The sequence below is a fragment of the Massiliimicrobium timonense genome, assembly GCF_042850985.1.
Lineage (GTDB): Bacteria > Bacillota_I > Bacilli_A > Erysipelotrichales > Coprobacillaceae > Allocoprobacillus.
The window spans coordinates 1249189-1268721 of sequence record NZ_AP031415.1; the positions used below are offsets into that span (position 1 = coordinate 1249189).

At 31.1% G+C, this 19533-nt stretch carries 21 protein-coding genes and 2 other annotated features; of the genes, 16 read left to right on the forward strand and 5 right to left on the reverse strand.

Annotated elements, in window-relative coordinates; all coding sequences use genetic code 11:
* Window positions 1–175: 175 nt before the first annotated feature.
* The 7 genes from ACGHJ8_RS06535 to ACGHJ8_RS06565 all read left to right on the forward strand — a co-directional run bounded on the left by ACGHJ8_RS06535 (window position 176) and on the right by ACGHJ8_RS06565 (window position 7803).
* The gene (locus ACGHJ8_RS06535) at window positions 176–868 is read left to right on the forward strand and encodes a LytTR family DNA-binding domain-containing protein (RefSeq protein WP_211964778.1); all 693 of its coding nucleotides are present in this window, start codon (window positions 176–178) and stop codon (window positions 866–868) included.
* The gene (locus tag ACGHJ8_RS06540) at window positions 865–1698 is read left to right on the forward strand and encodes an ATP-binding protein (protein ID WP_390542311.1); all 834 of its coding nucleotides are present in this window, start codon (window positions 865–867) and stop codon (window positions 1696–1698) included. Before ACGHJ8_RS06535 ends, ACGHJ8_RS06540 begins: the two co-directional genes overlap by 4 nt.
* The gene (locus ACGHJ8_RS06545; RefSeq protein ID WP_390542313.1) at window positions 1695–2552 is read left to right on the forward strand and encodes a hypothetical protein; all 858 of its coding nucleotides are present in this window, start codon (window positions 1695–1697) and stop codon (window positions 2550–2552) included. Before ACGHJ8_RS06540 ends, ACGHJ8_RS06545 begins: the two co-directional genes overlap by 4 nt.
* A gap of 34 nt (window positions 2553–2586) precedes the next feature.
* Window positions 2587–2771, forward strand: a binding site (T-box leader).
* A 33-nt stretch (window positions 2772–2804) separates the two neighbouring features.
* Window positions 2805–4085 (forward strand): histidine--tRNA ligase, encoded by a 1281-nt coding sequence (hisS, locus tag ACGHJ8_RS06550; protein ID WP_390542315.1) that lies wholly within the window; start codon window positions 2805–2807, stop codon window positions 4083–4085.
* Window positions 4078–5844, forward strand: coding sequence for an aspartate--tRNA ligase (gene aspS / locus ACGHJ8_RS06555; RefSeq protein ID WP_390542317.1), 1767 nt, complete (start codon window positions 4078–4080; stop codon window positions 5842–5844). Before hisS ends, aspS begins: the two co-directional genes overlap by 8 nt.
* Complete coding sequence (locus ACGHJ8_RS06560; protein ID WP_390542319.1) at window positions 5822–6904, forward strand: M24 family metallopeptidase; 1083 nt, start codon at window positions 5822–5824, stop codon at window positions 6902–6904. The genes aspS and ACGHJ8_RS06560 overlap by 23 nt, the downstream gene beginning before the upstream one ends.
* A 116-nt stretch (window positions 6905–7020) precedes the next feature.
* Complete coding sequence (locus ACGHJ8_RS06565) at window positions 7021–7803, forward strand: hypothetical protein (protein ID WP_390542321.1); 783 nt, start codon at window positions 7021–7023, stop codon at window positions 7801–7803.
* A 4-nt stretch (window positions 7804–7807) separates the two neighbouring features.
* Here the strand turns inward: ACGHJ8_RS06565 and ACGHJ8_RS06570 are convergent, their stop codons facing one another.
* The 4 genes from ACGHJ8_RS06570 to ACGHJ8_RS06585 all read right to left on the reverse strand — a co-directional run bounded on the left by ACGHJ8_RS06570 (window position 7808) and on the right by ACGHJ8_RS06585 (window position 10353).
* Window positions 7808–8644, reverse strand: a complete 837-nt coding sequence (locus tag ACGHJ8_RS06570) for an ATP-binding protein (RefSeq protein WP_390542323.1) — start codon at window positions 8642–8644, stop codon at window positions 7808–7810.
* Window positions 8625–9443: a hypothetical protein gene (locus ACGHJ8_RS06575; RefSeq protein ID WP_211964768.1), complete on the reverse strand. Its 819-nt coding sequence runs from the start codon at window positions 9441–9443 to the stop codon at window positions 8625–8627. The genes ACGHJ8_RS06570 and ACGHJ8_RS06575 overlap by 20 nt, the downstream gene beginning before the upstream one ends.
* A gap of 1 nt (window position 9444) precedes the next feature.
* On the reverse strand, window positions 9445–10143 hold the full coding sequence (locus ACGHJ8_RS06580; RefSeq protein ID WP_087357864.1) for a LytTR family DNA-binding domain-containing protein: 699 nt from the start codon (window positions 10141–10143) through the stop codon (window positions 9445–9447).
* Between the two features lie 72 nt (window positions 10144–10215).
* Window positions 10216–10353 (reverse strand): hypothetical protein, encoded by a 138-nt coding sequence (locus tag ACGHJ8_RS06585; protein WP_211964767.1) that lies wholly within the window; start codon window positions 10351–10353, stop codon window positions 10216–10218.
* A gap of 127 nt (window positions 10354–10480) precedes the next feature.
* On the opposite strand from ACGHJ8_RS06585, the gene murC reads away from it, so the two are divergent.
* The 9 genes from murC (at window position 10481) to ACGHJ8_RS06630 (ending at window position 18627) form a co-directional block, all read left to right on the forward strand.
* On the forward strand, window positions 10481–11791 hold the full coding sequence (murC, locus tag ACGHJ8_RS06590) for a UDP-N-acetylmuramate--L-alanine ligase (protein WP_390542326.1): 1311 nt from the start codon (window positions 10481–10483) through the stop codon (window positions 11789–11791).
* A gap of 62 nt (window positions 11792–11853) precedes the next feature.
* The gene (locus ACGHJ8_RS06595; RefSeq protein ID WP_390542328.1) at window positions 11854–12153 is read left to right on the forward strand and encodes a hypothetical protein; all 300 of its coding nucleotides are present in this window, start codon (window positions 11854–11856) and stop codon (window positions 12151–12153) included.
* Window positions 12154–12171: 18 nt separating this feature from the next.
* Window positions 12172–12654, forward strand: coding sequence for a YtxH domain-containing protein (locus ACGHJ8_RS06600; RefSeq protein ID WP_205089087.1), 483 nt, complete (start codon window positions 12172–12174; stop codon window positions 12652–12654).
* Between the two features lie 2 nt (window positions 12655–12656).
* On the forward strand, window positions 12657–13673 hold the full coding sequence (locus ACGHJ8_RS06605) for a LacI family DNA-binding transcriptional regulator (protein ID WP_087357860.1): 1017 nt from the start codon (window positions 12657–12659) through the stop codon (window positions 13671–13673).
* Between the two features lie 34 nt (window positions 13674–13707).
* A complete protein-coding gene (locus ACGHJ8_RS06610; RefSeq protein ID WP_087357859.1) occupies window positions 13708–14958 on the forward strand; it encodes a chloride channel protein in 1251 nt (416 codons plus the stop codon).
* A 40-nt stretch (window positions 14959–14998) separates the two neighbouring features.
* Window positions 14999–15196: a binding site (T-box leader), on the forward strand.
* Between the two features lie 33 nt (window positions 15197–15229).
* The gene (gene tyrS, locus ACGHJ8_RS06615; protein WP_087357858.1) at window positions 15230–16456 is read left to right on the forward strand and encodes a tyrosine--tRNA ligase; all 1227 of its coding nucleotides are present in this window, start codon (window positions 15230–15232) and stop codon (window positions 16454–16456) included.
* A 9-nt stretch (window positions 16457–16465) separates the two neighbouring features.
* Window positions 16466–16819 (forward strand): FKBP-type peptidyl-prolyl cis-trans isomerase, encoded by a 354-nt coding sequence (locus ACGHJ8_RS06620; protein WP_087357857.1) that lies wholly within the window; start codon window positions 16466–16468, stop codon window positions 16817–16819.
* A gap of 48 nt (window positions 16820–16867) precedes the next feature.
* Window positions 16868–17704, forward strand: a complete 837-nt coding sequence (truB, locus tag ACGHJ8_RS06625; protein ID WP_390542332.1) for a tRNA pseudouridine(55) synthase TruB — start codon at window positions 16868–16870, stop codon at window positions 17702–17704.
* Window positions 17704–18627 carry a bifunctional riboflavin kinase/FAD synthetase gene (locus tag ACGHJ8_RS06630; protein WP_390542334.1) on the forward strand — a complete coding sequence of 308 codons (924 nt, stop codon included), beginning with the start codon at window positions 17704–17706 and terminating at the stop codon, window positions 18625–18627. Before truB ends, ACGHJ8_RS06630 begins: the two co-directional genes overlap by 1 nt.
* On the opposite strand, the gene ACGHJ8_RS06635 is transcribed toward ACGHJ8_RS06630, so the two are convergent.
* The gene (locus tag ACGHJ8_RS06635; RefSeq protein ID WP_390542336.1) at window positions 18624–19487 is read right to left on the reverse strand and encodes an ROK family protein; all 864 of its coding nucleotides are present in this window, start codon (window positions 19485–19487) and stop codon (window positions 18624–18626) included. The two genes, ACGHJ8_RS06630 and ACGHJ8_RS06635, sit on opposite strands and share 4 nt — an antisense overlap.
* Window positions 19488–19533: the final 46 nt, after the last annotated feature.

Genomic DNA, 19533 nt, shown 5'->3' on the forward strand with positions numbered 1-19533 from the left:
TCACATTGAAGATAATATTTCTTCTTTAAAAATAATGGATAGGAATCAAGAAGTGAAAATCTTGATTCCTATTTTTTATGCTCATATACTAAAAATAACATGAAATTTGTCAAATATGTCATTAAATTGATATGTAATGAAAAAATCAGTAGAATAGTTCATTAGGTGAGAGGGTATGTTGAAAATAGGAATTTTTGATGATCAAAAAGAACAATTAGACTATATTTTACAAATTTTATCCAATGCTTTAAAAAAATCACAAATTATTTTTGAAATAACATCATTCAATGATGAACATGATTTAGAGGCTCTTTTATATCAAGAGATGATGACATTTGATATTTTATTTTTGGATATTTGTACACAACAGGGAACAACTCTTGATTTTGCAAGAAAATTATATCAAAAACATCCAGAAATCCAAATTGTCTATATATCACAATATGATGATTATTATAAAGATATTTTTAATTCTTCTGTTTTTTACTATATTGAAAAGAAAGATTTTTCCCAAAAGATTGATCTTCTCGTTGAAAAAATATTAGATTATTATGCTTCTAGAAAATTGATGCTTCATACTAAAAATAAAAACCTTTATTTACAACAGACGCATATTTTATATTTAGAAAGAAAATTAAGAATTACTTATATTGAAGATCATCAAGGCCATATTTATACGAGTCATGAAAAATTGTCAGATTTAATGTTAAGGTTGAATCATCATTTTTTAAGAGTACATGAAAGCTATATTGTCAATGAAAAGTATATCTTGTCTATGAAAAGAACCTCTATTGAGTTAATCAATGGAAAAGAGATTCCTGTGAGTCGCAAGTATCATCATCTCTTGAAAGAAAGGATTTTTTTATGAAAAGAGTCATTTTATTTAAAAATAAAAAAATAAACAGATACTTTATCTTTATGTGTTTTGTCTGTTTTCTGGCTTTATCTATAAGTTATTTTTTTACATATATTTTAGACTACTCTTATCAAACTTATCATCCTAGTTTTTATACTTTTATATTTTCTTTTATCAGTGTCTTTTTTGGTGTTGTTTTTTTAATGATTGTTTATTTATTGGGACAATACTATCAACAGTTATATCAACGCTTTTATTATCATATTCAACAGGAACTCTGGCAGGAAAAACAATTATCACATGCAACCATTCAAGACATAAAGATACACTATTATCAACAATTATCCCAACAGCTTAAAAATATCGATACAAAACAATCACATTCATTACATTTAGAAGGCTTAGAAGCAACCATTAATCAATACCAAAATGAATACTCACAAAATATGATAATGAATACCATATTATCCTATAAACTGAATTTACCAGAGAATCAAGATATTATAGTAGAAAGTGATATTCATGTTTCTTCAAAAACTTTTTTATCTGATATTGATTTATCTTCTTTAATGTTTAATTTGATTGATAATGCGATCAATGCGACAAAATTATGTCAACGACCTTTTATAAAACTTCATATAAAAGAAAAATATCATTGTTTAAGAATTCAAATAGAAAATAGTTATGATCCAAAACAAATGATTGAAAAGAAGCAGGGACATGGATATGGTTTAAAAATTATTCGTGATATTGTGGCAGCATATCATGGAGATATCACATTAAAACAAGATAATGGATGGTTTGACGTGACAATTTTCTTATATGAAGGTGAAAGTCAATGATTATGGGTTATTCATGTGTGATGTGGTTTGTGTTTTCATTTTGTCTTGTCTATTATACAAAAAATCTTTTTACTCATCGTTATTCATTTTCTAAAATGTTTATTCTTTCGCTTCTTTTTCATTTGCCATATACGATGATTTCATTTGTTGGAACATACATGAGTTATTATTATGGTGAAAAAGAACTCACGATTTCTCTTTTAGGACTGATTGCTCTTTTATTGATTTATGGTCTGCGTCAGCTTTATATGCAACGATTGATGGATGCACATTTTAAAAGTGCTTTTATTTTTCAAATGCTTATTCTATTAACGGGTATTATTCGTATAGGATTTGAAGATATGTATTTATATCTAGCTTCTCTTTTCTTGGATGATCAACAATTATTTATCAGTTCATTGTTTTATAAAATCATCTCTTTAGCTTTGATTTATTATTTTTCTTGTCTTCTTTATCAAAAAATGAATGTGATATTTTTTGATAACAAGACAGTTGTATTCTTTTTTATTGAATATTTTTTATTGTCTATTTTAGGTAGTTTTGAAAGTCTTGTTTTGAATATAGTAATTTATGGCATGGTTATTTTTATTTTTTATCTGATTTTTCGTATGATTGATCAAGGTTTTGAACATCAGAAGTATCTCAAGACAGTAGAATATCAAAATCAAAAGATTGAATTGTTGATGCAGGAACAAAGAAAAAGAAATGATGTTTTATCAAAAATAAGACATGATCAAAGAAATCATATGTTGACTTTATCTTTACTTTATCAGCAGGATATTCAAAAAGCCAATGAATATTTACAACAATGGCAAAGTGATATTGAAACAAAGTTGAATGAAAATCAGGATTGAACTTGATTTTTCATGATGAATCTTTTATAATGATGTCAATCCGTTGAAGAAGATTAAATAGTGATAATCTGGTAGAGAGTCTGTGGGTGGTGAAAACAGATAGAGGAAGCTGTGGGACACTTTGGAGGAAGTTATGAAAATAACCGTCAGTCGCGTTAAGACAGAGAGGGCATACTTTTTGTATGAACTAAGGTGGTACCGCGTTATAACGTCCTTAGATGGGCGTTTTTTTATTTATAAGGAGGAATAAAAATGGCATATAAAGCACCAAGAGGAACAGTAGATATTTTACCTGCTCAATCTGGAAAGTGGCAGGAGTTGGAACAGTTATTAAGAACAATCTGTGCCAATTATAATGTAAAAGAGATGAGAACACCTATTTTTGAACATACGGAATTATTTAATCGTGCAGTGGGAGATACAACAGATGTTGTTTCTAAAGAGATGTATACATTTGAGGATAAAAAAGGGCGTTCAATGACATTAAGACCTGAAGGAACAGCAGGAATTGTAAGAGCTTATGTTGAAAATAAATTATATGGATTACCAGAAAAATTACAGAAGATTTATTATATGGGTCCAATGTTTCGTTATGAAAGACCACAAAATGGTAGACAAAGACAATTCCATCAATTTGGTGTAGAAATGTTAGGGGTAGAATCACCTTATGTTGATGTGGAATGTATGTTGATGGCAGTGACTGTTGTTGAAGCATTGGGACTTAAAAATATTCAGTTACATATCAATTCTTTAGGTGATCAGGAATCACGTGATGCTTATCGTGAAGCTTTACAAAATCATTTTCAACCTGTTTTAAATGAGTTATGTCATGATTGTCAGGTGCGTTATGAAAAAAATCCATTACGTATTTTAGATTGCAAAGTGGATAAAGATCATCCAATGATGAAAACAGCACCTCAAACTATTGATTATTTAAGTGAGAGTGCAAAAGCACATTTTGATAAAGTTTGTGCTTTATTGGATGATTTGGAAATTGATTACGTTGTTGATCCTAACTTAGTGAGAGGATTAGATTATTATTCACATACTGTCTTTGAAATTATTTCTGATGATCCAAAATTAGGAGCTGGTTCGACAGTTGGCGGGGGTGGTCGCTATAATGGACTTGTTGAAGAATTAGGTGGACCACAGACACCTGGTGTAGGTTTTGCTTTTGGAATGGAAAGATTGATGATTGCATTGGGTGATGAACCACAGGAAGATGAAGGATTAGATGTCTATATTATGCCTTTAGGTAGTGAGGCTAAAGATTTAGCAATGCAGATTATCACAATGCTTCGTGCTAATGGATTTACTTGTGATATGGATCAATGTGATCGTGGTTTAAAAGGACAGTTTAAATCAGCTGATCGTTATCATGCTCATTTTTCTATGATTATTGGGGAAGAAGAAGTCAAAAAAGAAGTCGTGAATATGAAATGTAATCATTCTAAAGAACAAGTGGAAGTTCCACTAGAAAATATTGTTGAATTTATTGAAAATCATTATGAAGGAGATCATGATCATGAATAGAACACATAACAATGGGGAATTAAGAATCGAAAATGTTGGTCAACAAGTCGAATTGATTGGTTGGGTTGCTAAAAAAAGAAATCTGGGAGCATTGGTTTTTATTGATTTAAGAGATCGTTATGGGATTACTCAAGTGATTTTTGATGAGTCTTTTGAAGAAAGATTAAAAGAAGTCAAAAATGAATATATTTTATCTGTTCAAGGAACAGTCATTGAAAGAGCATCAAAAAATCCTAAAATTCCTACAGGTGATATTGAAATTCAAGCTTCTGATTTTTCAATTATTAATACAGCCAAATTAACTCCAATGATTATTGGGGATGAAACAGATGCTTTAGAAGAAACAAGAATGCAATATCGTTATTTGGATTTAAGACGTCCAGTTATGCAAAAAAATATCATGACAAGACATCAGATTACCAGAAGTATCCGTGAGTATTTAGATAACTTAGATTTTGTGGATATTGAAACACCTTATTTAAATCGTTCCACACCTGAAGGAGCCAGAGATTTCTTAGTTCCATCACGTGTTCATAAAGGATCATTCTATGCTTTACCACAATCACCTCAATTATTTAAACAATTATTGATGGTTGCTGGATTTGAAAGGTATTATCAGATTGCACGTTGTTTTAGAGATGAAGACTTACGTGCAGATCGTCAGATTGAATTTACTCAAGTTGACGTAGAAATGAGCTTTATGTCAACTGATCAGATTCTTGAAATTGGTGAAGGCATGATTAAGAAATTAATGAAAGATGTTAAAGGAATTGATATTGAATTGCCTTTAAGACGTTTCACATGGTATGAAGCGATGGAAAGATATGGAATTGATAAACCTGATACACGTTTTGGATTGGAACTTGTGAATTTGAATGAAACTGTCAAAGATGTTGATTTTGCAGTATTTAAAAATGCTTTAGAAGCTGGGGGACATGTCAAAGGAATCAATGTTGTTGGTGAAGCAGCGAATTTTTCACGTAAAAAGATTGATCAGTTAACGGAACTGGCAAAAACATATAAAGCAAAAGGTTTAGCGTGGCTTAAAGTCAATGATGAAGGTGTTCAAGGACCGATTGCGAAATTCTTTAATGAAGAACAATTAGAAAGATTATTAACAGCGATGAATGCTCATGCAGGTGATTTATTATTGTTTGTAGGAGATGCAAAATATGAAGTTGTCTGTGATTCATTAGCGGCTATTCGTAACTATTTAGGAAAAGAATTGAAATTATATGATCCAAATACTTTTGATTTCTTATGGGTTGTTGATTTTCCAATGTTTGAATATGATGATGAAACACAAAGATATTATGCGAAACATCATCCATTTACCAAACCAAAAGATGAAGATTTGGATAAGTTAGAAACAGATCCAGAACATTGTCTGGCAGATGCTTATGATATTGTTTTAAATGGTTATGAATTAGGTGGAGGATCACAAAGAATTTATGATCAAAATGTTCAAGAAAGAGCATTTAAAGCATTAGGATTTACACAAGAACAAATTGATGCTCAATTTGGATGGTTTGTGGAAGGATTACAATATGGAACACCACCACATGGAGGATTTGCTTTAGGATTAGATCGTATCGCCATGTTATTATGTGGATGTGATTCATTAAGAGATGTTATTGCTTTCCCTAAAAATACGAGTGCGACTTGCCCAATGTCAAAAGCACCAACACCTGTTGCTGATGCGCAATTAGAAGAATTAGGAATAGGAGTGAAAGAATATGAATCTAACAAGAGTGAATAATGTCTTAAAACAAATGGGAGAAAGAGGAATGGATCATCTGATTATCAGTGATCCTAGCTCTATCAATTATTTGATCGGTTATGACAATCATCCCGGAGAAAGAATGTATGCACTGGTTTTATCATTAGATGGACATCACACTTTATTTTTAAATCGTTTATTTTATTTAGATCAAGAACTGGATTTAAATATTATTTGGTATGATGATACAGAAGATGGTCCAGCAAAAATTGCTGAAGTCTTAAAAGAGGCTCATTGTGTAGGTATCGATAAAAACTGGGAAGCCAGATTCTTGATGAGAGTTATGGAGCTGGCAAATGAAGAATGTTGTTTTGAATTAGGCTCAATCTGTGTAGATTATGTTCGTATGCATAAAGATGAAGAAGAAATTGACTTGATGCGTCAATCAAGTTTACTCAATGATCAGGCAATTGATCAAGTCATTCAACTATGTGCTCAAGGAAATTTAACTGAAAAACAAGTTGCTAAGCAACTGGATGGTATTTTCCAGTCATTAGGATGCAGCGGTAATTCTTTTGAACCTATTGTTGGATATGGTGCCAATGGTGCTGATGGACATCATGGTTGTGATGATTCAACATTAAAACCAGGTGACAGCATTGTTATTGACATGGGTGGACTGTATCAAGGATATTGCAGTGATATGACAAGAACAGTCTTTTATAAAGAAGTTTCTGATAAACAAAGAGAAGTCTATGAATTAGTCAAAAAAGCAAATGAAGTAGCTGAAGCTATGATTAAACCGGGTGTCAGACTATGTGATATTGATAAGACGGCCAGAGATATCATTAGTGAAGCAGGTTATGGACCAAACTTTAATCATCGTTTAGGACATTTTATTGGTAGAGATGTTCATGAATATGGTGATGTTTCAGCATCATTTGATATGCCTGTAGAACCGGGAATGATTTTCTCAATTGAACCGGGTATTTATATTCAAGGTGAATTTGGTGTCAGAATTGAAGATTTGGTTTTAGTGACAGAAGATGGCTGTGAAGTTTTAAATCATTATCCAAAAGATTTAATGATTATTGGTTAGGGTGAAAGCTCTAACCTTTTTTGTTTGCTAAAAATGTTAAAAATAATGATAATTATGTAGTCCATATTGTTTGATAAGATATAAAAAGATAGAATAAATACAAGGGAGGGAAAACAATGAAGATCACAAAAATATTATTATGTATCTTATTTGCTGTAGTTATCACAGGTTGTCAATCTTCTTTACAAGATCACCCAAAAGAAACATCGACTTCTACAAAATATGAGGAAGTTATCAAAGAGGCAACAAACGAAAAAGAAGAAATTTTAGCACTCATAGATTATCTTAATCAAAATACGACATCAGTATTACGTTTGAGTACGGATACATCAGTAGATAATCAGGAAATGGGAAAAGGTCAGACACAATTGTGGAAAAAAGAAAATCAAATTTATGCTTTTACACAATACAAAGGTATTGACGCTGATCAAAAGACATTATTGGGAGAAAAATATCAAGAAATTGGTATAGTCTATAAAGGTCAATTTGCTCATCAAGATACTTTTTATAGAACATCGGAAAATACGAACAAAAAATTTTTTACAGATGATTTTGATGATTTGACTGTTAGCAAACAAAGTAATAACGATAATAATGTTGTTTATCATTTGGAATCGTCGACAACCTATATGGCTAATATTGAGATGGTGGGCGTAGAAGAAAAACCGGGAGTTCTCGTTCAAGATATTACGGTCAATAGTGATGCTCAAATTGTTTCACAGGTTGTCATGATTTTGGATAAGGAAACAAATAAGCAACCAGATAACATTTATAAAACTGAATATACTTATTCTCAGTATAATGAAGATGTATCTATAGATGAAGAAAGTATTCATCAATCTATTACTAGTATTCAAGGGAAAAAATCTAATGAAGTCAAAGAATTTATTGAATTTTAAAAAGCTATTCAATGAGAATAGCTTTTAATGTTATGTTGATTTGTAATGTTTGATTATGAGATTGAATATCCATCATACCATGATATTTATTGAGAACTTGTTGGACGATTTGTAAACCTAATCCATGTTCTTGTTTATTCTTTTTAGTTGTTAGAAAATGTGATGATGATTGTTGATAATGATTAGATATTTGAATGATCAGATAGTCATTATAACAATGAGAATGAATTTCAATGAATCTTTTTTCTTTATCTAATAAGAGTGATGCTTCAATAGCGTTATCTAATAAATTGGTATATAAAGAAATGAGATCAATCGGTTCAATGGATAACTGTTGAGGAACATAAACGTGGATGTGGAAGGGAATATCATATTCTCTTGCAATAATAGATTTATTGTACAATATGGCATCAATGATTTGATTTTCACAATAATGATTTTGATAGAGATTAGTATGCTGGTGCATGAGTTTTTCAGCAAAACTTCTCATTTCTTTTGGAGGAATGGTTTCTAAGGATTGATTTTGGAGTTGTTGAAAAATATCTTGGGATATTTTTTTCATGAAACGGTGATTTTCTTTTTGGATGGATTCATGTTCACGTTGGATTTGAAATTGTTTTTCATAAAGGATTTTTTGAGCATCCATTAAAGCTGTTTCTTGGATATATGTATATATTTTAAGATAGATATAAAAGGAAACAACATTGAAAAAGATAATCATGATAAAAAGAAATACGGAATAGGTTGATTGTAAGAGTAAAGAAAGCATCATAATGATAATCAGACATTCATTAAAGATAAAGAAAGGAATAATGTATTTTTTATTTTTGTATATTTTCATATGAATCATCCTTTTTATAAAGCCTTTGATAAGTTTCAATATAATTGATAATATCATGGCGTAATCGCTGATATTCTAATTGTTGTTGATGTTTGGTTGTTTCAAAACATTGTTTTTGGTATTCATCTAAAAGGCTTTGAATGAGCCATTTATTTTTGAGTTCAATATATATCTTTTGAAGCTTGATGATAGATAGAACAAAAAGAATCAACATGATAATAAAAGAAATGAAAATAATCATATTAATTTGTGACAGCGCAAGAGAGATATATTTAATATAATGCATATTCATAAAAATACATGTAAAGACAGAAAATAAAATAAGTAAAGAAATAATCAGTAAGTATGAAAAATGCTCTGTTAAAAGATTGTGAATCTTTTTGTGATAAAAGATAAGAAATATTTTAATTTCAATAAAGAAAAATAAGTTTTGCATAGTAAAAGCGAGGGACCATGAGGACAATGAAAGATTGGAATCAATGAATATAGGAGCTATCAATGCTTCTCCAATGATGGATAAAATAAAGTTATAGATATAGATCATTAATAGACGTTTTAATGGTTTATGATATATGATATAACAAGTAGAAATAAAGATGATTAATGAAACAATGTTTTTATAAATGAAATTTAAATAGAATAGATTAGACGAAATCAAAGACCCAATAATTGTCATACAAATAATAAGCATGATATGCATAGAATTGAGTTTTTTAGGAAAAATATGATGAACAAGATAAAAATAAAGCAACCAGTTAAGAGCATAAGAACATGTACGAAGAATATCAAGTGAACTCATATTAAAGCTGTTGCATTAAAAAGAGATGAAATTGTTGTTTTAGATGTTCTTGATATGCTCGACTGATTGGAATGGATTGTTGATTTTGGAGAATAACATGTATTCTTTTTAATTCTTTGACATATTGAGCATTGATAATGTAGCTATTATGCGTACGAATAAAAGGGAGTGTCAATTGTTGTAATAGGTCTTTGATTTTCAATGATGTTTTGATGACTTCATAAGGTGTATGGATATAAGAATAACGCTGAATTCTTTCGATATAAAGAATATCTTTTAATAAAATACATGTTGTACCATCTTTTAAATCAATCACAAGCACACGTTTTTCATTTTGAATATTTTGCATAGCTTTTAAAATAGCCATTGGTAATCTTTGGGTAGCTTCTGGTTTATAAACAAAATAACAATGTTTTGTATCATAAACAAGGGTTGCTTTTTCAAGATAACTACTCACAAAAATAATTTGAAAATGGCGTTGTAATTGATTGAGCTGTTTCGCCAGTTCAATACCATCATTTTGTCCTAATAAAATATCCATGATGATAATGGCATCATCATCAAATTGCTGGATTTGTGATTGAAATGCTTGAATATTATGAAAAGTTTGAATACGAAAAGAATAGGACATATCTTGAATGATATTTTTTATGTATTGGATATGTTCATTCATATCATCTACAATAATTATACTTTGCATAGTGATCACTCCTCATGTTTTTATTATAACACAATCAAAAAGCTATGAAATCAAATTTCATAGCTTCTTACATTATTCTTGAGCATTTGAGTTTTCTTTGTATTTTTCACTCATTAAACCATCTTCACCACTATAACTGGCTTGTTGATTTTGGTTATATCCTTTGTAAGCATTGTGTTTTTGTCTGTTTTTAGATTTTTTGTGACTCATAATTTCTCCTTTCTTTCTATTGACATTATTAGTATGTGTTAAATTGGAAAAATTATAAAAAAATAAAAAGATAGAGAATACTTTTTTTAAAATTTATGCTAGAATAAAAGATGAGGTGAATAAGAGTATGTATTATTTTATTGGAATTAAAGGTTCTGGAATGGCTTCTCTTGCGACGATTTTATTTGATTTAGGATATGAAGTGGCAGGAAGTGATATTGATAAATATATTTTTATTGAAGAAGAATTGAGAAAAAGAGGAATTCCTATTTACTCTTTTAATAAAAATAATATTCATGATGGTTATGATGTGATTATTGGGAATGCTTTTGATGAAACAAATGAAGAAGTGAAAGCAGCGTTAAATAATCCCAATGTCAAAACACATACTTATTATGATTTTTTAGGACATTTAATGGATCAGTATATTTCTATTGGTATTGCTGGGACACATGGAAAAACCACCACAACAGGGATGGCTTATCATTTGTTTAAAGAATTTGATAAGACATCTGTATTAATTGGGGATGGAACTGGACATGCGGTTGAAGATAGCAAATATTTTATTGCTGAAACATGTGAATATCAGGATCATTTTTTACATTATTATCCAACTTATGCAATTATCAATAATATTGAAATGGATCATGTAGATTATTTTAAATCTATGGAACAGTATGAAAAATCATTTGAACAATATGCTAATCAGGTCAAAGATACAGTGATTATTTGGGGTGATGATCCACATTTACCACATCTCCATTATCAAAAACGTGTTTTAAAATTTGGAACAGGTGAAAAAAATGATGTAATCGCTAAAAATATTATTAATAATGATCATGGTTTATCTTTTGATGTTTATATTCATCAGGAACTCTTTGGACATTTTGCTTTACCATTTTATGGAATGCATATGTTATATGATTCTTTGGCTGTCATTACTTTAGGATATCTGGAAAATATGAGTGCTGATTATATTCAAGAACGTTTATCAACATTTGATGGTGTCAAACGTCGTTATACAGTTAAAACTTCTGGGAATAATATTTATGTGGATGATTATGCTCATCATCCAACAGCAATCCGTTATGTCATTGAAGCAACACGCTCACGTTATCCACATAAAAAGATTGTGGCAGTATTCCAGCCTGATCGTTTTTCAAGAGGATTGAGATTTGCTAAAGAATTTGCCCAGGCTATGGATTTAGCAGATTATCCTTTCTTTGTTCATTTTCCAGAAAACGCGAAGAAAGAACCTGGTATTGATATAGACATTTATGACATTGCCAAGTACAATCCGCGTGCTCAAGTGATTCATGAAGATGAAGAAGCAGTCAAACTATTAAGTCAATATGATAATGTTGTTTACCTCTTTATGAGTAGTAAGGATATTTATAAATTAGAAGATCAAGTGATTGCTTACAAGGAATCTCATTAGGCTTATCTTTTCATCATATGTTATTTATGGTATAATATGGAAAATGCCGGAAAGGAGAATTTATGGATGCACAATTAATTTGTTATTGCATTTTGATTTTATCAGGGGCTTTTGCTCTTTTGAGTTTAGGTCTATTGTTCATCAGAATGTCTTTAGCTGTCAAGGAAACGACTGTTTTAATGACAATGTTAGAAACAACAATACAAAAAGTTGATCATATTTTAGATGATGTCAATCATAAGATGGATATGTTAAATGCACCTGTAGAATTAGTCGGTGGTATCTTTTCTAGAGGTGGTATGAAGTCTGGGTTATTTGGTGTTTTGGGATTTTTAACTTCTTTGATAAGAAGAAAAAAATAGAAAAGAAAGGTGATAAAAATGAAATTTGGAAAGTTTTTAGTTGGTTTAGGGATTGGAGCTGTTGCAGGTTTATTGTTAGCTCCTAAAAAGGGGAGTGAATTAAGAGAAGATATTAAGCGTGAATCTTTAAAGGCATATGATAATTTAAAGAATATGACAAAAGAAGATCTTGAAGCATTGTTAGGTCAAACAATTGAAACAGTGAAAAAATCTGTAGATGAATTTGATATGGATACTTTTAAAGCAACGACAAAAGATAAATTAGGTGAATTGGAAGCAAAATTAGAAGAATTTGCGAATAAAGTGAAAGAAAGCGATCAGTATTTAACAATTCGTGAAGGTGTTGTTGATTTAACAAAAAAAGTGAATGATAAACTTGAGGAAGTGAAAACAAAGGTTTTAGATTCATCTGTAGATGATCAATATTTTGAAGCTTTTGAAGATGAAATCGAAGATGTTGAAGAAAAATTAGATGAAATGATTGAAGAAATTAAAGATTAATCATGGGTAAAAATGTCACAATTTATGATGTTGCTAGAGAAGCAGGAGTTTCTCTGGCAACAGTTTCACGTGTTATTAATGGCTCTAATGTTGTCAAACCGAAAACACGTGATAAAGTTCTTGAAGCTATTCAACGTTTAGATTTCAAACCGAATCAAATTGCCAGAGGTCTTGCAACAAGCAAGACAACAACAATAGCAATTGTTTTTCCTCAATCATTATTTGCTCATGTCAAGGATATGATTGGTGGAATTGGTGATACAAGTCGTCGCTTAGATTATAATGTCAGTATTTATACAACAGATGAGATAGGAGATGGAAATCCTATTGAAACAGTTATTGAAAAAGTTGTTAAATCACGTGCAGATGGCGTTATTTTGTTTAATAATGAAGAAATTGATAAAGAAATTACATTGGTTAATAAATATAAAATACCTGCTGTAGTCATTGGAACACGCGTGACAGGAAAATATATGGGTTCTATTTTTGCTGATGCGAAAAAAATGGCATATGAAGTTGTTGATCGTTATCTGGCAAAAGGGAAAAGTGATATTTTATTTGTTTCTCCAAAACAGAATTTAATTAATGTTGCAGAGATGATTGTAGGAATCCAAGAAGCTTATCAAAAATATCAATTGACTTTTGATTTGGAAAAACAGGTTGTTCATACATCATCGCATTATGAAAAAAGCTACCCACAATTTTTAGAATATTTTCAATCACATCGCCATGATTTGGTTTTTACAAGTTATGATAAAGAAGCTGTGGCTGTGGTGAATGCTGCAATTGATAATGGTATTCATATTCCAGAAGATATGGAAGTTATTGGTATGATGAATACAAGCTATGCTTTAATTTGTCGACCATCATTGACTTCTATTCATGTTCCTGTTTATGATATGGGAGCTTTGGCTGTTCGCTTATTGACAAAGATTTTAAATGAAGAAGAAATCGAAAATAAGGCAGTGGTTATTCAACATTTATTGATGCCACGTGCCACAACAAAGAAAGACTTCTAAGCTATTTAGAAGTTTTTTTCAAAGGGGAATAAATATGCATGTTAAACAATTTTTTATGGATTTAAAATTGAATATATGTTTTGTTTGTAAGTGGTTATGGATTGCGTTGATTTTAGGCGTTGTTTGTGGAGTTGTAGGGGCTTTGTTTCATATTGCGATTGATTATGCGACAGATTTTCGTACGAGTCATTCTTGGATTGTCTGGGGATTACCATTAGGTGGATTAGCGATTGTCTATTTGTATCGTCTGGTTCATCTTGTTCATGAACCTGGAACCAATACCATCATTCAATCTGTCCGTCAACAAGATCATGTGCCAGTATTATTAGCTCCGGCAATCTTTTTAGCAACTGTTATTACACATCTATTTGGTGGCTCAAGTGGGAGAGAAGGAGCAGCTTTACAGATTGGTGGTTCTTTAGCGACAACTTTTGGAAAAATCATTCATGCTGATCAAAGAGAAATGTCGATGTTAATTATGTGTGGGATGAGTGCTGTTTTTTCTGCACTTTTTGGAACCCCATTGACTGCGACACTTTTTTCAATGGAAGTTGTCAGTGTTGGTGTTTTCTATTATGCTGCTTTAGTCCCATGTTTATGCAGCAGTTTAATTTCATTTGGTATTGCTCAATGTTTTGGCTGTCAACCAACGTTTTACTCATTGAATCTTCCTTTTCAGTTAACGCCATTATTATGCCTTCAGCTTGTTATTTTTGCTTTATTGATTGCGACTTTTTCCATTCTTTTTGTTTTAATGATGCATTATAGTCACAAATGGTTTCATCAGTATTTTCATAATCCTTATATACGTGTTTTAGTAGGGGCAGCGTTATTGATGATTCTTGTCGTCTTTTTTAAACAACGCTATCTAGGAGCAGGAATGGATGTTGTAGAAGCTGCTTTGTATCAAGAAGTTTTTCCTTATGATTTTTTCATGAAGGCATTATTTACAGCTATTACGATCGGTTGTGGTTTTAAGGGTGGAGAAATTGTTCCTACCTTTGTCATTGGTTCAACACTGGGCTATGTTTTAGGCTTGTTGTTGGGTATGAACCCACATTTAACAGCTGCTATTGGAATTGTTGGGATGTTTTGTTGTGTGATTAATTCACCATTGACAAGTCTGATGCTTGGAGCTGAAATGTTTGGTATTCAATATTTAACAGCGATGGCTATTGTGATTGCTTTTTGTTATGTGTTGTCTGGTTACTTTAGTTTATATCAGGCACAAAAAATTGTTTATTCTAAAACGTCTGTTGAATTTATTAATCAAAATGCAAAATAAAATTTTAAGTTGACTTCGATTTAAAAATCGCATATGATATACATAAGCGTTGAAGAAGACAAGTAGTTATAAATGGATGAAATAGAGAGTCTATGGCTGGTGGAAATAGACCATTGTTTATAATGAATACACTTTGGAGCAGCTAAATGCAAAGTTTAGCCGGTGGCAACATCGTTATCAATAAAGAGTGTATGCTAAGGCATAAATAAAGGTGGTACCGCGAGAATTCGTCCTTTGTGATGAATTCTTTTTTTATGATAGGAGGATATGTATGAAAATTTATGATGAATTGGTATGGCGTGGTTTAATTAAAGATGTCAGTTCACCTGATATTGAAGAAAAATTGAATAATGGAGGAATGACTTTCTATATTGGAACAGATCCTACAGGTGATAGTTTACATATTGGTCATTTTTCATCTTTTTTGATTAGTAAAAGATTAAAAGATGCAGGGCATCATCCCATCTTGCTTGTTGGTGGAGCGACAGGATTGATTGGTGATCCTAAACCAGATACTGAACGACCAATGATTACAAAAGAAGAAGTGCAACATAATTTTGATTGTCTTAAAAAACAGGCACAGGATTTATTTGGTTTTGAAGTTGTCAATAATTATGATTGGTCTAAAGATTTAAATTTTATTGATTTTTTAAGAGAATATGGAAAATATTTCAATGTTAACTATATGTTAAATAAAGATATTGTCAAAAGAAGATTGGATTTAGGTATTACTTATACAGAATTTTCTTATATGATTATGCAGGCTATGGATTTTTACTGGTTATATGAAAATAAAGGTTGTCATATGCAAGTAGCTGGACAAGATCAATGGGGAAATATTACGGCTGGTATTGAATTGATTCGTAAGAAAACTGGAAAAGAAGCCTACGGTTTTACAATGCCATTGCTTACAAAATCTGATGGTACAAAATTTGGGAAGACAAATGGTCAGGCTATCTGGTTAGATCGTCGTAAAACATCACCATATGAAATGTATCAGTTCTTTATTAATTCAGAAGATGATAAGGTTATTGATTATTTAAAATTCTTAACTTTCTTATCTAAAGAAGAAATTGAAGCATTAGAAGAAAAAAACAAAACACAACCTCATTTAAGAGAAGCACACAAAGCTCTTGCGAAAGAAGTTATTACTTTTATTCATGGAGCAGATGCTTATCAAGAAGCTTTGGATATCAGTCAGATGTTATTTTCTGGAAAAATTCAAGATTTAACATTAGAACAGGTCAAATCTTGTTTTCATGGAGTTCCAAGCATTGATATGGAAGAAGATACGCAGATTTTAAATGCATTGGTTAAAGTTGGTGCAGCTTCATCTAATCGAGAAGCACGTCAGTTTGTGACTGGAGGATCAGTTCTTGTCAATGGAGAAAAAATAACGGATGTTGGTTTTGTTGTAAAAAAAGAAAATGCGTTTGGAAAACAGGCAACTGTGATTAGACGTGGTAAGAAAAACTATTATGTGATTAACCATAAATAGGAGGGCAGAATGAAAAAATTATTTTCAAGTTTATTTATTGTATCATTGTTAATGGGATGTTCATCACAAAATACAAAGACAACATCACAAGAAAAAGTGGCTCAAAATGGCGATTATGTAAATATTGATTTTGTTGGAAAATTAGATGGTGAAGTCTTTGATGGTGGCAGTGGTGAAGACTATGAATTAAAATTAGGTTCTGATACTATGATTGATGGTTTTGAAGATGGAATCGTTGGTATGAAATTGAATGAAGAAAAAACAATTACTGTCACTTTTCCAGAGGAATACGTTGCTGATTTAGCTGGTAAAGAAGCAACTTTTGATATTACATTAAATAAGATTTATCGTGAAATTCAATAACTGAGTCTTCAGACTCAGTTTTCTATCTTGTGATAAGGAGGAATGAAAATGGATGGAGTCTTACTGGTTCATAAACCAGCAGGAATGACCAGTCATGATGTGGTGAATCGTATCAGAAAGATTTTTCATACAAAAAAAGTGGGACATTGTGGAACTTTGGATCCAGAAGCTACAGGTGTACTGGTATTATGTATCGGCAAAGCAACGAAGGCCTTACAGTTTTTGATGAGTGAAACAAAGGAATATCAGGCAACACTGGTACTGGGACAGGCAACTGATACATATGATGCAAGTGGTCAAGTTGTTGCTCAAAAACCATTTCAAGGTGTTAGTCATGTCGATGCTGTTTTACAATCTTTTGTTGGTTCGCAAGAACAGTTACCACCGATGTATTCAGCAATTAAAGTGAACGGAAAAAAATTATATGAATATGCCAGAAATCATGAAAAAGTAGAAGTTCAGCCACGTTCTATTGTCATTCATCATATAGAATTATTAGATCAGCATGATCAGTTCATTACTTTTCGTGTTCAATGTTCTAAAGGTACTTATATTCGATCATTATGTGTAGATATTGGTAAAAAATTAGGTTATCCTGCACATATGCAAAAATTGATACGTTTAGCCTCAGGTCACTTTCGATTAGAAAATTGTTTTTCATTAGAAGATATTGAACAGGGACATTATCATATGTTAAGTTTAGAGGAAGCTTTTCAACATTTTGAACACTATGTTGTTGAGGATGCTCAAATTGTTTATCATGGTAAGAAAATAAAAAGTGAAATAGATCATCAGGTTGTTGTCTGTAATCAAGAAGGACAAGTTTTAGCTGTCTATGGTCCTGATGGAACAGGCTATTTAAAAAGTATAAGAGGGTTATTTTAATGGAAGTCATTTATTTAAAAGAAGGAGAACAATTTTATCAATCAAAGCCGATTGTTGGAGCTATTGGTTTTTTTGATGGTTTGCATCTTGGTCATATGGCATTGGTTCATGAGGTAGAACGTGTCGCTAAAGAAAAGAATTATTGTAAAGCATTGATTACCTTTGATCATTATCCATTATATGTTTTAGGAAAATGGAAAGAAGAAAAATGTCTGACATCTATTTTAGACCGTCAGCACATTTTAGAAAAAAGAGGTTTTGATTATTTGTTTGTGATTGAGTTTACAAAAACAGTGGCAGCCTTATCACCACAGGAATTCATGAAGCATTATTTAGTTAATTGTGGCATTCGTCATGTCGTTTGTGGATTTGATTTTCGTTTTGGCTGTCAAAATAAAGGAGATAGCCAGACATTAAAAAACAATCCTCATTTTGATGTCAGTGTCATTGACGAAGTGCTTTATAAAGGAGAAAAAATCTCATCAACACGTATTCGTCATCATCTTGAAAATGGACAGGTCCAAGATTTAAATGAATTATTAGGACGCTATTATTGTATTCATGGTAATGTCATTCATGGACGACATATTGGACATGGTTTAGGTTTTCCAACAGCGAATATTGATTATGATTCTTACTTTTTGCCATGTGGTGGGGTTTATGCTGTAAAAGTTTATATTAATCAAGATGTTTATTTGGGTATGTGTAATATTGGTTATAATCCAACTTTCCATGCTTTAAAAAAAGCATCTCTGGAAGTTAATATTTTAGATTTTGATCAAGACATTTATGGGTATGATGTTTATGTTGAATTTCATGATTTGATTCGTAAGGAACAAGCTTTTTCATCTAAAGAAGCTTTAATTAAACAGTTAACCCATGATCAGCAATATGTACGAGATTATTTTAAAAAGAAGATTTAATCTTCTTTTTTTGTAATATGCGTATATAAAGCCCCAAGTAAATTGGCTTCGTTTTGATATTGACAGGCTTTAATGACAGGTTCATGATTATCTTCTTTATAGCGTTCTCTTAAAATGTGAAATTGTTCTTGAATTGTTTGAATAAATAAAGGCTGTTGACTGATTCCACCACCAATCGTCACAACGTCTAAATCTAAAAGATAATCGAGATTATAGATCATCATGGCTAATTGTTGACAATAGTTTTGAAAATGTTTCATTGCTTTTGAAGATTCAGGCAAATGTTGAAAAACAATCTTGCCATCATCTGGGCAATTTAAAATCTCACTGAGTTCATGAATCAGTTTGACAGCGTTATATTCCCTTCCAAAATTAGAAAATTGATAACCTTGAGGGACTAAAAAAGAACCAACTTCACCTGCTTTATGATGTTTTGTTTCAAAAATCTTACCATTTAAAAGACAAGTTCCACCAATGCCACTGCCTAAAACAAGCATAAAGCCATTATCCACATTTTTTAGACTTCCTTTCCACATCTCACCTAATGTAGCACATTTGGCATCATTTTGAATTGTGACTGGAAGATCACTGTAAGCTTTTAATTCTTTACAAAAGGCAGTCTGATTGAAAAAAGGTAAAAGTGTAATAGCATGAATATAGCCTTTATAACTGTCAATCAGCCCGGGCATACTGATACCAATCCCTTCGACATCTTTAATGATCATTTTTTGAATCCATTGATAAAAATCTTCTTTACTGGTTTTGATTGTTGGTATTTGATTTTTTTGTATACAGTTTCCACTTTTTTGATAATAGCCATATTTTATATAAGTTCCACCTATGTCAATGATTAAATACATTGTTTATCACCTCATTGTTATTATTTCATTGATTGAAAGAGAGTTC